Origin of the sequence: Paenibacillus hamazuiensis (assembly GCF_023276405.1) — a bacterium.
GTDB classification, from domain to species: domain Bacteria; phylum Bacillota; class Bacilli; order Paenibacillales; family NBRC-103111; genus Paenibacillus_AF; species Paenibacillus_AF hamazuiensis.
Window position 1 is genome coordinate 5,174,101 of the sequence record NZ_JALRMO010000001.1, and the last position, 15,256, is coordinate 5,189,356.

Genomic DNA, 15,256 nt, shown 5'->3' on the forward strand with positions numbered 1-15,256 from the left:
AAGGAATCATCGCAGACAAAGTGAAGGCCAGCGGAGCGACGGAAGGATATTTGCAGGAGACGATTTCCGGCAAAAGCTACCAAATCGTCTACACATCGTCCCGGGTGAACGATTGGACGTACATCAGCGCGGTGCCGACCGCCTTTATCACGGAAAAAGCGAACAAATTCCGCCAGTTCACGCTGATCGCCGCAGCCGTCTGCCTGGCCGTCGGCGTGGTCATCTCTTATTTTTTGACCGACCGCATTTACAGACCGATCAACAACATCGTCGCCTATTTGAACCTGTTCGAACGGAGGAAAGAAGAAGGCGCAAGCGGACGGAAAGAGGATGAGCTCGGCTTCATCGACCGGATCATCAACTACGTTTACTACGAAAATCATCACTTGAAGGACGAATTTGAGAAAAACCTGCCCGCACTGCAGACGAAGTTTCTGTACGATTTGCTGGAAGGCCGGGTAACGGACGATAAAATGGACGAGGCTGCGGAGAAGCTTCATCTGCCTTTCGCCTCCCGCGCGTTTCAGATCATCGTGTTCGAAACCGTCGATTTTTCCGTCGATGAAAAAATCAGTCCGTTTGACCATGACATTTTGGGCATGATCGATGATATGGCCAACGAGTTCGATGCAGCTCATTTTTCCGTCAAATCGCTCAAGAAGAGAAGCAACAAAATCGTCTCGGTCGTTGGTCTCGATTCGCAGAATCCGAAACCGGAGCTGGTCGGCGATTTTATCCGCAAAGTGACGTCCTGCTTCGAGCGGGAGTACGGCCGCACGTTTACGGTCGGCGTCGGCAAAGTGTACGGTAGGGCTGAGGACGTTCCTTTCTCCTACGTGGACGCGCTTTCCGCGCTGCAATATAAAATGGTCAAGGGGCAAGGGTCCGTCATTTACGTAGACGAAGTGCGCAATCTTCCCGAGCGTTCGTTTGTCTACTCGCTCGACCTGGAGAAGCGGATCATGGGTGCGGTAAAAACCGGCAATACGGACGCTCTAACCGAACTGCTTCGCACGCTGTGGGGAGATAATCTGGAGGCCGGCGAGCCGACTCCGGAAATCGTTCACCATCTGTTCCACGCGCTGGCGGGGACGGCCATTCGCACCATTTATGAAATCGGTTCCACTTCGGAGGAAATATTCGGCCGATCGTTCAGCCTGTACCGGGAGCTTGATCGGCTGCCCGGCATGCGGAGAAAAAAGACTGCATCGGGAATGCGTTCCTCACGATCTGCGAATGGATCCAGAGCAAGAAACACGGACAGTACAGTCAATTGCTTGCCAAGATCGAAGTTTATGTGGGGAGCCATTACCATCAAGATATTTCCCTCACGGTTCTCGGAGATGCAATTGGGCTTTCCTCCTCTTATTTAAGCAGCATCTTCAAAGATATTACCGGCATGAGCTTCGTCGATTACATCAATTCGAAGCGGATCGAACAGGCCAAACTGCTGCTCGGGAGCACGAGCCTTTCCGTGGCCGACATATCCGATCGGGTCGGATTTGCGAGCTCCAACACTTTTATTCGCGTGTTCAAACGCCACGAAGGCATCACGCCGGGACAATTTCGTCAATGGAGCGAGACCGGCTCGTAAGGCCGGGCGGGTCGTCCGAAATGCTCCAGCAGCTTGCTGCGCAGCACTTGGGACGGGGTATTCAGCACCCGGTCTCTATGGCGGATCAGTCCGTGTGTCAGCCGGACCCGCTGCTGCTGCGACAGCGGAAGCGGCAGACGGACCACCGTGCCTTCGGCCAGCTCCCGCTCCACGGCGATCTCGGGAACGAAGGCGACGCCAAGCCCGCACGAAACCATTTGGCGAATCAGCTCCATGCTGGGGAACTCCGCCAGCCGGGCATCCGCACGCATCCCCATCTCGGCCAGCAGCTTGTTCCCGTCGGTTTGGTATACGCAGCGCTGGCCGAAGCCGATCACCTGCACCCCGTCCAGCATCTCCCACCCTTTAGTGAGGATCAGCTCAGCCAGCTGTTTGGAAGCGACCATCGCCATATCCTCCTCGATGAGCGGCTCGAAGACCAGATCGTCCCGGCCCGGATCCTTCGGCACGATGCCGAAATCGACCGCATGAGACAGCACCTGCTCGACGGTATCCCCCTGAAAGCCGGTTTCCAGCAGCAGCCTCACCTCGGGATATTCCGCAAAAAAAGGCCGCAAAAACCCGGACAGCCGCGTGACGCAAAACGATTCCAGCGCACGCACCCGCACGGTGCCACGCGGCTGATCCAGGCTGCCCATCGCCTCCTCCAGCGATTGCCCGAGCCGGACAAATTGGCGGGCGAATACCGCCAGTTTCTGGCCGGCATCCGTCAGCTGCACGCCCCGGGGCAGACGATGAAACAGCTTCTGTTTGCAGCTTTGCTCAAGCAGCTGAATTTGCGAGGTGACGGTCGACTGCACGTATCCGAGCTTTTCCGCGGCGCGGCTGAAGCTCCCCTCCTCCATCACGGTCAAAAAAGTGATCAGAAACCGCCCTTCCAGCATCTCTAACATATGACTTGCTCCTCCTCATAATAGGTATCGGTAATTTCGATATATCACATCGTATATTTTCGTTTTTCGAATCGGTAATTCCATGATAGCATAACACTCAAGCCGGATACACGATTTTATGAAGAATGGAGAGATAGGATGGAGAAATTCAGAGTCCGGCAATCGCCGGGAGAAGCGGAAAAGAGGAAGATGGACCATGTACCACGCCGGTGAGCTTATGATGCAGAAGCTGGCAGGAGCCGAAGGCGCCGCGCAGCAAAACGGAAAGACCGTCCGAAGCAGCATTCCCCAAGGGGCCGCTGCCTTTTTGGCGGCGCAAACTCTGGTTATCGCCGCTTCCGTCGACGCTCGCGGGAACGTATGGTGTTCGCTGCTGACCGGCGAACCGGGTTTTATCAAAGCAGCTGACGAGCGTACAGTAACGATTCGTTCCCAACCGGCGAAAAGCGATCCGCTGCTGCAAAATCTGCTGTCGAATCATGAGCTCGGCCTGCTGGTGATTGACCTCGGCAGGAGGAACAGGCTGAGAATAAACGGCAATGGCCGCTTCGATGAAGAACGCCGGCTTGTCGTTACGATCGAGCAAATATACGGCAACTGTCCCAAGTACATTCGGAGAAGGGCCTTGCACCCGCACGGTGTTCTCCGTAGGGAAGAGCATTCGGCGCACCGCAGCTCCCGGCTTGATTCCGAACAGCTGGCCTGCATTCGAAATGCCGACACCTTCTTCATCGGAAGCGTCAGTTCCGAAGGAAAAGCGGACGCCTCCCATCGCGGAGGGCCGCCCGGGTTCATCCGTGCGGAAGGTGACCGCATCCTTATTTTTCCCGATTACTACGGCAATTCGATGTTCAACACGCTCGGAAATATATACAGTGACCCGCACTGCGGCTTGTTATTTATCGATTTCGATCACGGACATACGCTGCAGCTAACCGGTCGTGCCGTTATCGTCTGGGACGAGGAGATGATTTCTCTTTTTCCCGGTGCGGAACGGCTCGTTCGGTTCGAGATGGATGAGGCGCTTTTTACGCAAAACGATACTCCGTTCGGCTGGAGGCTCATTGAAGATTGAAAAACCAAGGAGGCACAAATATGGCGGCAACCAAATATTTAATCGTGATTCAAGCGAATCAAAGCGATGTAGGCAAAGCGGTGCACGGCTTGTTGTATGGGCAAGAGCTGCACGAAGCCGGCTTTGAGGTGGAGATTGTTTTTGACGGACTGGGCACGCAGTGGCCCGACGAATTCAGCAAACCGGAGCATCCGTTCAATTCATTATACAGGGAAGTCTTGAAGGCGGGAATCGTTAAAGGCGGCTGCCAAGCTTGCTCGGCATTTTTCGAGGTGAGCGAAAAGGTAGAGAAAGCCGGCGTCCCGCTGCTGGGATATGAAACGACCGGCGGGCATATCCCGTTTGCTCAATATATGAAGGATGGCTTCACTCCGATTATTCTTTAACAGACCAAGGACAAACGGCATCCCGGAAAAGATCCGGAATGCCGTTTTTGTCCTTTTTTTGCCGATCTACCCGGATAACCGACTTTAACCTCCAACTTCCGAAACCTTCCCCGCATTTAATTTATAAACTTCATGACATAACGTTTCGATATCCGCTTTATGGTGCGAAGTTAATAATACGGTGGCGCCGCGGGCGTTTTCTTTTTTTATAAGCTCGTAGACGTTGCTCACGGAATCCTCGTCCAATCCATTCATCGGTTCGTCGAGTAAAATGAGCTCCGGCTCCTCCATGATAGCTTGGGCGATCGCCAATTTCTGTTTCATCCCGAGCGAATACGCCTTCACTTTCCGCTTATCTTCCGGGTCCAGACCCACTTGGCGAATGGCCGTCTTGATGCGCTCGGGGCCGATCTTCCCTCGAATGTCGGCGAGAAACTTCAAATTATCGTAACCGGAGTATTGCTCCAAAAATCCGGGTTTTTCCAAAATCACGCTGGCGCTTCTCGGAAAAGAGATCGTGCGATGCAGCGTTTCCCCGAAAAGCGATACCTCGCCGGAAGTCGGTATTACAAGTCCTGTTATGATTCGGAATAACATCGATTTCCCCGAACCGTTGTGCCCGACAAACCCGACGATTTTACCTTTTTCAATGGTTAGCGTCACTTCGCTTAATACCTCTCGGCCTTTTATCGATTTGCTTACGTTATTCATTTGAATGGCGATCGCCATGACACTCGGCCCCCTAAAACAAATCTTGCTTTTTAACCCTTCGTTCAATTAAAGCTGTCAACATAATTATGATCAAACATTCGATGGCAAACGTCGTCATCAACAAGTACGGCTGCAAATGGTCTTTCATGGCGTAGTAAAGCGGAATATACGGTGCCACGACCCGCACGCCGGCATAAAACAGAAGACCCACGACAATAACGGCCGCTTCCACTAACGCATAAACCTTGAGCGCAAGCCAAATTAACGCATGGATATACAAGTTCAAGGTCAGGCATATAAAGACGGTTAGCCACCCGGCGTCCCAAATCGGTTGAGCTTTCATTATTAAAGAAGCCGCGAATGTTACGGCGAGACTGCAAAACACATAAAAGACGGTCAGCAGGAACCCCGCCATAAATTTGATCCGCCAATACAGGCGCATATTTTGATAACGAAGCACCTGATAGATCTCAAACATACGAACGTTCGGCTTCCAAACGATTTGCAGCAGCAGCAAGTAACCGAAGCATAGAAATATCCAATAAATCCAGCTCATCGGAAAATTCCGAACTGAGCCGAACATCAGTCCCAAAACCTGGCTTGTCGTCGATCCGGAGGAAATAACCCCGTTTCCCGCAAAAAGCAAAAAATTCAGAACGGGGATGCCGAAGGACAACGAAACGAATTTGAGTAAGTCTTCCCGCAACAATCGGCTTTCCAACAGAAGTAATTTCAATGGCTCTCATCCTTGCCGTAATAATCCTTGCCTTTCATCTGGAACACAATGATGAACGATATCAAACCAATAACAAGAAGCAAGACGCATGCCGCTGTTGAAGGATTGACATTTTGCCCATAAAATATAGACGGGATGATGGCGGCAGTAAATCGATCAAGAACGACCAAAGCAATCAGGATGATAGACGATATAACCTTGCTACTCGCCGCTCCAACCGATAGAAATAATAAGCCGATCGATACGGTGACCAGATAGAACAGCCCCGCGAACACGAGCAGGGAGGGAATTTCAGTAAAAGGTTGATGCAAAACCATGTTGTAAATCAAGGTTCCCGACATGAAAACGACCAGCATGAAGCAGAAAGCATAGAATAGAATGAAACAAATTTCATAACCCGCCATCTCGCCTCTCCGGGTATATCTTCTGATCATTACCCATTCGCCCGGCTGGCTGCTCATTCCGATCATCAGAATGAACAACGGATTGTGAAAAAATTCAAATCGAAGCGACAAAATAAACCGCCCTGCATCCGAAGCATTTTGGACATAAGGGTTCAGCCATACGCCTAATATATAAAGTGCCGGAATGACGCCAAGGACGACGGCAATTCCTTTTCTTCTTAGCTTTAGGTCCTGAACGACAAATGGGGGGATTTTACGCCAGGATGTCACGAGTTTTTCTCACCCCCAGCATATATAAAAAAGCGACTGCCAGCATCAGCATACCGAAGTCAATAACGACGGGAAGAACATGCAGTCCGTTCACAGGCTGACGCGGGTCCAAAAAATTAAAAGGATCCCACGGCAGCAAACGAAGAAGGGTAAATATCATCCAACCTCCCAAGTAGAGACATAGCGGCATGATCAAAATCAGGTACCGGTTTTGAACAAAGAAAGAAAGCGCCAGCCCGAAGCACGAATAAGCGCCGGCATATAGACCTCCGATGATGTAGTAGACCATGATATATGCGTATGGCGAAACGCTCAGTAAATCTGAAAATAGCTCTTTCTTAAGGGAAAGAGACGTTGAATCCCCAAGAACCGCAGTTCCGCGAATCAGTTTATCGTAAGCTGCCGAGAAGCCGGTGTAATCCCAAGTTCCCGTCAGCAAGTTCACCAAGCCAACCCCTATCAGCAGAGGAATCACGAAAAATACAAACGAGATAACAAAAGTAAAAATAAACTTGTTCCAAAAATAAGCTCTTCGATTCGTGCGAATCATTTGGTAATGGAGGTTTCCGCTAACTTGTTCGTTGTAAATGGTATCCACTATCGGCAAGGCGACAAGAAGCGGGAAAATAAAATAATAAAATGACGAAAAGAATGCATTGGAAAGTCCGATCCAATATTGGTGCGGCGAAATGAGAGCTACAGCGTCGGGAAAATGTCCATTCACTCTCTTGATGACATCGTATTCGCTTCGAAACATGCCGGCCCCCGACCAGGCAGCCAGCCCAACCACAAGGATTAGTGCGCTAAGGCTAATATAAGTGGCTTTATTTTTTAGCAGCTTTTGCCATTCGATCAGCATGGTTGCACCTCAAACAGAATGATCGGGGTGTTCAAGCCCCTACACCAATAAAGACGTCACTTGCAGGCCGAATGTAACATTTCCCCATAATTTTTTTCCAACAATAAACTCGGCAAAAAAAACGGCATCCCGGAAAAGATCCGGATGCCGTTTCCCGATTTTCTATCTGCTTTGCCGCGATTGCCGTATTTTGCTCTCCAGCTCTTTCAGGCTTCGCTTCGTCTCCTCGTAGGCGGTGTAGTACTTCTCCGGCAAATTCTGCTCAATGCGGCCGACGCTCGGATCGACTCCGGCCTGCGCTAGAATGGATTCCCGCTGCATTTGCAGGGCGATATACTTGTCGTATTCTTCGGGAGACAGCGCATCACGCGCGACCGGCTCGTGGTTCAAGCGGTCAAAGTAAGGCTGAATGTCGGCGTACAGCCGGTTTAATTCCGCATAGGTTTCCGGGCTGAGCGCCGAGAAATCGATTTGCCAGTTTTTATCGCCATAGTCCACTTTGGCGGCTACCATTTGCTTCGACAGCTGTTCGAAAGCCGGATAATCGCTGCCCAGCTCTTTGGCAGCGCCGGCGAATTTCATGCCGATTTTTTGATACTGCTGCATCGATACGGTAACCACTTTCTTTTTCAGCTCCTCATACGAGCCGTAAATGCGGTCAGCGAAATTAGGAGCGGCAAACGCCGTGCCCGTAAGGATCACGCCGCCGATCGCCATGCAGACCGCGATGCGCTGCACGGTTCGCATTCGTTTTCGGCCGGTACTCTTCGACGTGTTGAAGATTTGCTTCGCCACCCTGTCGCCGAGCTCCGGCGGAACCGTCATTCTGCGGGAAGCATGCTGAAAAGACTTACGGATTTGTTGTTCGAACGCCATGAATATCCCCTGCCTTATCCTCTTGATTATTCTTCCAGGTCTTGCGCAATTTCTCCACTGCCGCGTGGTGCCGGGATTTGACGGTGCCTACAGGTACTCCCAGCAGCGCTGCAATCTCCTCAAAGCTGTAATCCTGGTAGTAACGCAGGACGAGTACGGTCCGCAGCTTTCGGGATAACTTCATCATCAATTGAAGCAGCTCGTCCTCAGACTCCACGTCCTTGAGCGAAGAATGGCCCGCCGCAGCGGCAAGCGATAACTTTTTCTTTTCAAACAGACGGAATTTGCGCCATAAGCTTCTCCGGTGATTGCTCGCCAGTTTCGCCACGATGCCGTGCAGCCAAAACCGGAAAGGCCGGCTTCCGTCGTAGGAACCAAGCGACTTCCAAAGCTGCACATATACTTCGTTCGCCACTTCCATGGCATCGTGCGCATCAGGGATCAGAAACGCCACCATCCGGTAAACATCCTGGCACGTCTCGTTATAGAGCTGGCCGAACGCCGTCTCATCCCCTTCCGCCACCCGCCTGAGCAGCTCATGAACATTGACTTCCTCCATCAAGGGGGCCCTCCCTAGGAAAATTTCTGACATCCCATATTGGCTGAATTCGGCCAAAAAGTTCGGTTTTTTTGAAAAAAACTTTCTCCTGCCGCTTCTCCCGCAGCCTGACAGCGCAAGAGCGCCAACCATGAGGCTTCAAGTTTCCCGGTCCACGCAGTAAAATATTTTTGGTAAAAAGCACCGACGGCTTTCGCATACATACCTTAAATCGAGAAACGTTTAAAGGAGTCCAAAGGGGCAGGTTCATGTGGAACTATTCTTAACTCCTCTAAAAAATTCCCGGATCTTGAAAGTTTGTTATTGCGATAAGGCGGCTTTGGCGAAAGATACTTATCATCTTCCGGTCGATTCGACGGCGAATCTGCCCATGTTCGAAGGATTCCGGTATTTTTCGCCGATCGATATCGCGAGCCTGGAGAGGCATACGCAATTTATTTGCGGATACATGGACGATCGGATCGTCGGCGTTTTGAAGTTTCATCGCTGCAAAGCGGATACGCACGAGCTGATCGGCGAGCAGGACAAAGCTGCGGTCCCCAATTATTTGGAGGTCCGGTACGTGGACGTTGACCGGCGATGGCACAATATCGGGGTGGCGACCGCGTTAATCCAAGGGTTTTCGGCGCGAATGACCGGGCCGGAAACCGTCGTCGTCTCGCCGCTCACCGCGGACGGCAGGAGGGCGAATTTGCTTGGCAAATTCCGCGAACATTTGAGCCGCTCCGCAGAGGGACCCATTTTGTCCGTCAGCTGACAAGTGCGAAATAAATCCTTATCTTTTTCTCGACTTGCTTCCGAATTCCTTTTCCTGACAATCGGTGCGGAAAAGAAAAAGCTCGCCCAACTTGGGGCAAGCCTATGATACCGATTTGTTTGTTTACTTATCCTGCCCGTACAGCGGAACGCGCAGCTCCTTGTCCGGTGTTTCCGTGTAGTACCAGAAAATATGAAGCTCCGCTTCGGTTCCGGTAAAATCCGGATACTCGTCGATCGCGCGGTTGTTGCCGTCTCCCATAAAGTTCGTCGTCACCGGCTTGCCGATGAGCCGGTTTCCGTCCTTCATGATATACGTTTGGTTAATGCCGCCAAAGCTGGGATCGGCACATTCGCTCTGCACATAAAGCTTGCCGTCCTGTTTGTAGTAAGTCCACAGGACGGAATAACCTCCGACCTTCGTTGTGAGCGTCATCTTCCGCTCGCCGATATCGGTCAGCTTGATCGGTTCGGTGGCGTCCTTATGCTCCAGCACCTCGTATTTCGCTGCAAAAGATACCGGCGTTTGCTCCGTTACTTTCACTCCGGGCGGCAGCTCGAACCGGAACGTCGTCTTTTCCGGATCCTCGTTCGGCCATGTTCCCCCGTCCAGGAGCGTGCCGTTCACATCGAGCGCAAACCGGAGATACGGTATGCGCATATACTTTTCGTGGCTTGCTATGATACGGATTTGCGTCGGCGTGACGATCATTTCCTCCAGCGTCATCCGGCCTGCGGGAAATTCGACCGGAACGTTCATGCCGTGTTTGACGGTGCCGCTGAGCATCTGCTTTTTGTCCAAATGAAGGGCAAATGCCCAGTCCTTGTCGATCCTCCGCTCCTCGCGCGTGTAGAGCAGTTTGAAGGTTGCGGAGGATCCCTGCAAATCGCCGAGCTGATAATACTGCTTGCCGGTGTATTCCCCATGCTCGCCGGGCTTGCCGAATGCGCCGGGTCCTGCTTCCTTGACCAGAGCGCCGTCCTTATAAACGCCGATGCGCGGGAACGTCCACTTCATGGCATCCTGCCGCTCAAATTCGACGGCGGTATCCAGCAGCATCTTCTCTCCCTGCACAAAAGGCCGCACCGTCAACCGCCCGATACCGTCCTGCCGGATATCGAAAGTTTGCAGCTTATCCTGGGACGGATCGAGCGCAATGTCGCGTTCTGCCGAAGAGAACGATTGCAGCGTGCTCGCCGTCAGCTGCACGTCCGCCTCCAGCCCGTCCGGCGTCCACTCCGTTTCAAAGTAACCGCTGAACGTCTTGCTGTCTTTATCCCAAAACTGGCTGTGCCGCCCTTCGATGGTCCGGCCATCCGCATCCTTCAGCTCCATGGCGGAAAAATACAGGCTTTCCGGCGTCCCGCCTTCTGCGCTCAGGCTGTAAAGCAGCACCGTACGGTTATCGTCAACGATGGCGGTATGTATGGTCATCGTCACGCCGTCGATCGTCACCGATTTTCCGATGTTCTGCCCGAGCCCCTGCTCCAGCGCCGATTGAACGCCGCTTCGGAACGATAAAATGTGCTCCCAGTTATATGAAATGGCCGCGATCACCGGACTGGCTGCAAGCACCGCGGTCAACGAAGCGATCAGCGTCAATTTGCGCAGCCGCTTTCGCCGCGGCGCGGACATGTCGACCGGCGCCAGCTTGGTGCCCGCCGCGGGGATGTTCTTCTCGATCCGGCTCCACATCGCGTCGAAATCCGGATAATCCAGCTGCTTGTCATCTTCTAAAAACCGAGTAAACGTTTGTTCGGCCTTTTCCATAAGCGCCACCATCCTTTCCGTCATTTGCCGGCTCCGCCATCCGCTTCATCAGCTTGAGTCCCTTGTTCAGCCGGGACTTCACCGTTCCGACCGGGATGCTCAAAATATCCGCCACCTCGTTCAGACTGCACTCGCTTATAAAGCGCAGCGAAACGGCGGCTCTTATTTTCCCGGGCAGGCGGCTTAACAATTGCACGCATTCCTTGGCCGCCTCCCGTTCCTCGGCAACCGTTTCCGCCGCTTTTTCCGCAGGCGGCGCAAGCTGCTGAAGCCGCTTTTCGTTAGCCTGCGCGCGGCTGTTTTTTTTCAAATGGTTCAGGCAATGGTTCACCGTCACGCGCATCAGCCAAGTCTTCAAATGCTCGACCCGCCTCCAGTCGTGCCGGAACACGGTCAAAAACACCTCCTGGCATACGTCCTCCGCATCCGCGGCGTGATGCAGCATGAAATAACACGTTTTGTAAACGTCTTTGTTATACGTTTCAAACAGCTCTTTCTCGGTCAAACCTTCTCCCCCTTTCCGCTTTTACCTTATAAACAACCTCACCGGCCGAAAGGTTCATTTTTTTCGCAAAAAAACCCAAAGTGCCGAATTCCGCCCGGCGCCTTTGGGCCTGATCCCGATATGCTTCCTCTCAATAGACCATCGTCCAATGCTTCCCCGCGTTCGTGCGGATTATGAAATCCCGCATTGCGTCGAACAATTCTTTATACGGTGAGGGGGATCCCTTCGGGAAGACGGATTTCGCTGCCGTTGGAGCACTCCCCCGACTAATGGCAGAGATTCAGGGGCCATCTATTTCAGTTATTCCACGCACAGATCAGGCGTACATTCCTCATCAAACATTGCCTCTTCAGCAAACGGTTTAAAATAAAACGTGCATTATACCTTCTTCCTGGACCACAGGACAACCGGTATAAGAAGCAAAGACAGGAATCCTCCGGCCAGGGAGAGTGTCGAATAGCTGGACTGAGCCACCACCATGCCGGACAATGCACCTCCGGATGCCCCGGCAAGAGCAACCAAAACGTCCACCGTTCCTTGTGTCTTGGCACGTATATGTGGAGGTGTGGCATCGACAATCGCTGCTGTTCCGCTGATCAGACCAAAATTCCACCCCAATCCAAGTAGCGCAAGCGCAAGAACAAGCAGTACCATGGAGTCACCGGATGCAAATGCAGCGAGTAAGCCGGCCAAGAGCAAAGTCACTCCAGAGGCATAGGACATCGGCATCCGTCCGTACTTATCGACGAGAATGCCGGTGAGCAGTGAGGGCAGATACATTGCGGCAACATGAATTCCGATCACGACACCAACCTCGCCAAGTCCATGTCCGTGATGCTTCATGTGAACCGGTGTCATGGTCATAATACCAACCATCACAATCTGGGTTAACACCATCACCGACGCACCAACAATTATCCCCCGTTTATTCACACCCGTTATAAGAGTATGGGATTGCTGTGCGTGGTTCCGGCTATCTTGTGCACGTTGTGTTTCTGCAATAGCTTTGGCCACGATTAAAGGATCTGGCCGCAAGAATATGAGCAATACGAAACCTGCCAATATATAAGCAACAGCTGCCAGCATGAATGGACCGGATAACGTAGGAGCGCCTAACAAAGTCGCAATTCGACCTGTAATATTTACGAGATTCGGTCCTGCAACCGCACCAAATGTCGTGAAGACCATGGCCGTACTAATCGCTTTGGCCCGCTGTGTCGGGAGTGCCAGATCCGTACCGGCATATCTGGCCTGCAGGTTGGTAGCCGTCCCTGCTCCATAGACCAGCAGCGAAACGAAGAGCAGCACTATACTATTGAAAACAGCTGCCAGGACGACGCCTGCAGCACCAAGTCCGCCTGTTAAGAAACCCGCGGCCAAGCCCGCACGACGCCCCAAACGTTGAGATAAGCGGCCGACGACGAGCGCCGCGGCAGCAGAGCCTAACGTAAACAGTGCCGTCGGAACACCAGCATAGCTGTCTGTTCCGAGCATATCCTGTGCAAGCAGTGCCCCTACTGTGATCCCTGCAGCCAGACCCGCCCCGCCAAACACCTGGGAAGCAATGACGATGATCATCGTTCTTTTGTACAGCTGACGCTGATTCTCAGGGGAATCCACATATGGCCTAAGTGATTTTCCCATACCATTTATTGGTTTTCCAACGAATACCGTCTCGTTCGACATGTATCTATCCCCCTATTCTATAACCCTTCAGTTGCCATCATAAATATGGAGAACGGCCCGAAACCGAGTGGAGGCCGCCATCATCTTGTCATAGGCTTCGCTTGCACGTTCAAGCGGAAAGCACTCAATCATCGGCCGTACATCAGTAAGCACACTGAAATTAACGGCATCCTGGATTTCCGGCGCATGTCCAGTAAAATAACCTCTAACCGTATTCGGTCCTTTTAAGAAATCGCTGGCCGACAATTCTAGTTTCTCCCCTGAGCCGGCGACAATAATGAGTTCACCGTCCGATCCAAGCCCCTTGATCAGAGAAGAGATTGCTTTGGCGTTCGGCGCAGTAGCCAAAATGACTTTGGCGCCACCCAATGCCTGTAAGGCTCGAGCCGGATCCTCCTCATCGGAATCGATATAGTGATGTGCTCCAAGCTGGCGGATCAACGCTTCTTTGTCACGGCCACGTGAGATCGCAACCGTGCGGAAGCCGGCTTTCTTTGCATACTGAGCCGCTAGATGCCCCAGTCCGCCAATGCCTTGGATCGCGACAAGATCCCCAGCCCGAGCTTTACTATTTCGAAGAGCACTAAATGTTGTTTCACCTGCACACATAAGTGGTGCTGCTTCTACTGCGGACAATCCATCCGGAATGCGGGACAAACTATCCTCATAAGCCACCATGTATTCTGCGTACCCACCGTCGATAGTCAAGCCTGTTACATGGTTGTTCCCACCGTGCCATCCAATCCCGACACGCTCGCCGATGTTCCATTTCGTCGAACCGAGGCCCAGTTGTTCCACAATCCCAACGACCTCATGACCAGGGATGCGGGGATACGCGGGGGAGGCGCCTCTAATGGCGACCGCGTCGCCATGACATACGCCACATGCTTCTACTCGAAGCAATACTTGCTTTTCGCCCGGCTGTGGCACTGGAATCTGTATGAGTGTCATCTTTTCCCCTTTGGACGGAATTTGCATGGCGTTCATCATTTTCACCGTACGTGACCTCCTAACCATGTTTGGATCTCTGAAACGACCCTTTCTGCTGACTGAAGTGCACCTTCCAGATGCCCGCCGAATTGCGTATTCGTCTCTGTACCTGCAAAAGCGATTTTCTTCTCCCATACACCGGTTGCCGATGGTTGACCATAGATCGGGACATCTATCAGGGGGATAAAGTCTTGCTCTACTGCTGTTTCGGTATCCTGTGACCAATCCTTATAAAGAAAAGCACTGACTTGGTCGGCTGAGGGTCCAAACAGCCTAACCATTTGGCCTATGACCAATTGTTCAATCTCATCCTGCCCCAATTCATGGCGCATACTTGCCGGTATTCCGAAGAAACCGAATAGCGCACCAGAGCCTGTATCCGGCGAAGCATCATGGATTTCCTGCAACGGGCCGACCCGGCTCGATACGAATCCGGAAAGGCCTAATTCTCTCCAAAAAGGTCGATCATAGATGACAACTGCCTTCGCCTGTCCCGCCATCCACGTAGGCTTGTTAACAAGGTCTGTCATCAGATCTGAAGGAAGAGGCGGTGAAAATTCCAGATATCGCGCTGCAATCCGGGGTGGTAACGCTAGGATAACCGCGCTTGCTGAGATTCGTTCCCTTGCTCCGTCTGCTTCAACCGTGATCCCACCATTCTGATCCAGGCTGATCGCAGTAACCCGTGTTTTTAACTCGATTGTCCCGGGCGGAATCGTATCTGCAACCGCCTCAATTAGCGACTGCACACCTCCGGCGAATCGAATTGAACTTACATTTGCATTGGCTGGCAGCATATATCGCTCTGGCGATTCATTGTCGGACCGTTCTAATAACATTGCCCCTTGGGAGTATTGGACAAAAGTTTCCAAATTCAATTCATGAACAAGATGGGTAATCGTACTCTCATACTGCGGCCAGAACCATGTCGGTCCAAGGTCAAATTTCCCCAGTTCAGGCCGATTTAAAACAGAACTGCTTAAGATCCTGCCGCCAATCCGATCTCTAGCCTCCAGAACCCTACACGGGATACCTTGTACATGAAGTAGAGAAGCAGCCCGAAGGCCGCTTAAACCGGCTCCGACAATGACCACCGAATTGTGCATATTGTTACCTCTTTCCTATACAAAGGGCTGCTCGTTACCCTCCAACAAGATTTGCCCC

The 15,256-nt window shown here is 52.2% G+C and carries 17 protein-coding genes; 5 read left to right on the forward strand and 12 right to left on the reverse strand.

The window, feature by feature from the left end:
* Nucleotides 1-20 precede the first annotated feature (20 nt).
* Nucleotides 21-1,373, forward strand: a complete 1,353-nt coding sequence (locus tag MYS68_RS22360) for a hypothetical protein (RefSeq protein ID WP_248927977.1) — start codon at nt 21-23, stop codon at nt 1,371-1,373.
* On the forward strand, nt 1,298-1,594 hold the full coding sequence (locus MYS68_RS22365) for a helix-turn-helix transcriptional regulator (RefSeq protein ID WP_420852150.1): 297 nt from the start codon (nt 1,298-1,300) through the stop codon (nt 1,592-1,594). Before MYS68_RS22360 ends, MYS68_RS22365 begins: the two co-directional genes overlap by 76 nt.
* On the opposite strand, the gene MYS68_RS22370 is transcribed toward MYS68_RS22365, so the two are convergent.
* Nucleotides 1,570-2,508: a LysR family transcriptional regulator gene (locus MYS68_RS22370; protein ID WP_248927979.1), complete on the reverse strand. Its 939-nt coding sequence runs from the start codon at nt 2,506-2,508 to the stop codon at nt 1,570-1,572. The genes MYS68_RS22365 and MYS68_RS22370 overlap by 25 nt on opposite strands.
* Nucleotides 2,509-2,704: 196 nt before the next feature.
* Between MYS68_RS22370 and MYS68_RS22375 the strand changes: the two genes are divergently transcribed.
* Entirely contained in the window at nt 2,705-3,583 is an 879-nt protein-coding gene (locus tag MYS68_RS22375; protein ID WP_248927980.1) for a pyridoxamine 5'-phosphate oxidase family protein, read from the forward strand.
* Between the two features lie 20 nt (nt 3,584-3,603).
* Nucleotides 3,604-3,969 (forward strand): hypothetical protein, encoded by a 366-nt coding sequence (locus MYS68_RS22380; RefSeq protein WP_248927981.1) that lies wholly within the window; start codon nt 3,604-3,606, stop codon nt 3,967-3,969.
* A gap of 84 nt (nt 3,970-4,053) precedes the next feature.
* Here the strand turns inward: MYS68_RS22380 and MYS68_RS22385 are convergent, their stop codons facing one another.
* The 6 genes from MYS68_RS22385 to MYS68_RS22410 all read right to left on the reverse strand — a co-directional run bounded on the left by MYS68_RS22385 (nt 4,054) and on the right by MYS68_RS22410 (nt 8,384).
* Nucleotides 4,054-4,698 carry an ABC transporter ATP-binding protein gene (locus MYS68_RS22385; RefSeq protein ID WP_248927982.1) on the reverse strand — a complete coding sequence of 215 codons (645 nt, stop codon included), beginning with the start codon at nt 4,696-4,698 and terminating at the stop codon, nt 4,054-4,056.
* 13 nt (nt 4,699-4,711) lie between these two features.
* A complete protein-coding gene (locus MYS68_RS22390; RefSeq protein ID WP_248927983.1) occupies nt 4,712-5,416 on the reverse strand; it encodes a hypothetical protein in 705 nt (234 codons plus the stop codon).
* The gene (locus MYS68_RS22395) at nt 5,413-6,090 is read right to left on the reverse strand and encodes a hypothetical protein (RefSeq protein WP_248927984.1); all 678 of its coding nucleotides are present in this window, start codon (nt 6,088-6,090) and stop codon (nt 5,413-5,415) included. The genes MYS68_RS22390 and MYS68_RS22395 overlap by 4 nt, the downstream gene beginning before the upstream one ends.
* Complete coding sequence (locus tag MYS68_RS22400) at nt 6,074-6,949, reverse strand: NADH dehydrogenase FAD-containing subunit (RefSeq protein ID WP_248927985.1); 876 nt, start codon at nt 6,947-6,949, stop codon at nt 6,074-6,076. The genes MYS68_RS22395 and MYS68_RS22400 overlap by 17 nt, the downstream gene beginning before the upstream one ends.
* A 162-nt stretch (nt 6,950-7,111) precedes the next feature.
* Nucleotides 7,112-7,825: a DUF3600 domain-containing protein gene (locus tag MYS68_RS22405; RefSeq protein WP_248927986.1), complete on the reverse strand. Its 714-nt coding sequence runs from the start codon at nt 7,823-7,825 to the stop codon at nt 7,112-7,114.
* Nucleotides 7,800-8,384 (reverse strand): sigma-70 family RNA polymerase sigma factor, encoded by a 585-nt coding sequence (locus MYS68_RS22410; RefSeq protein WP_248927987.1) that lies wholly within the window; start codon nt 8,382-8,384, stop codon nt 7,800-7,802. Before MYS68_RS22410 ends, MYS68_RS22405 begins: the two co-directional genes overlap by 26 nt.
* Before the next feature lie 319 nt (nt 8,385-8,703).
* Here MYS68_RS22410 and MYS68_RS22415 point away from each other — a divergent pair, with 319 nt between their 5' ends.
* Nucleotides 8,704-9,141, forward strand: coding sequence for a hypothetical protein (locus MYS68_RS22415; protein ID WP_248927988.1), 438 nt, complete (start codon nt 8,704-8,706; stop codon nt 9,139-9,141).
* A 123-nt stretch (nt 9,142-9,264) separates the two neighbouring features.
* Here the strand turns inward: MYS68_RS22415 and MYS68_RS22420 are convergent, their stop codons facing one another.
* The 5 genes from MYS68_RS22420 to MYS68_RS22440 form a co-directional block, all read right to left on the reverse strand.
* Nucleotides 9,265-10,911, reverse strand: coding sequence for a DUF4179 domain-containing protein (locus MYS68_RS22420; RefSeq protein WP_248927989.1), 1,647 nt, complete (start codon nt 10,909-10,911; stop codon nt 9,265-9,267).
* Complete coding sequence (locus MYS68_RS22425) at nt 10,868-11,416, reverse strand: RNA polymerase sigma factor (RefSeq protein ID WP_248927990.1); 549 nt, start codon at nt 11,414-11,416, stop codon at nt 10,868-10,870. Before MYS68_RS22425 ends, MYS68_RS22420 begins: the two co-directional genes overlap by 44 nt.
* A gap of 378 nt (nt 11,417-11,794) precedes the next feature.
* Nucleotides 11,795-13,102, reverse strand: coding sequence for an MFS transporter (locus MYS68_RS22430; protein ID WP_275983507.1), 1,308 nt, complete (start codon nt 13,100-13,102; stop codon nt 11,795-11,797).
* 27 nt (nt 13,103-13,129) lie between these two features.
* Nucleotides 13,130-14,098 carry a zinc-binding dehydrogenase gene (locus tag MYS68_RS22435; protein ID WP_248927991.1) on the reverse strand — a complete coding sequence of 323 codons (969 nt, stop codon included), beginning with the start codon at nt 14,096-14,098 and terminating at the stop codon, nt 13,130-13,132.
* Nucleotides 14,095-15,198: a flavin monoamine oxidase family protein gene (locus MYS68_RS22440; protein ID WP_248927992.1), complete on the reverse strand. Its 1,104-nt coding sequence runs from the start codon at nt 15,196-15,198 to the stop codon at nt 14,095-14,097. The genes MYS68_RS22435 and MYS68_RS22440 overlap by 4 nt, the downstream gene beginning before the upstream one ends.
* Between the last annotated feature and the right edge of the window lie 58 nt (nt 15,199-15,256).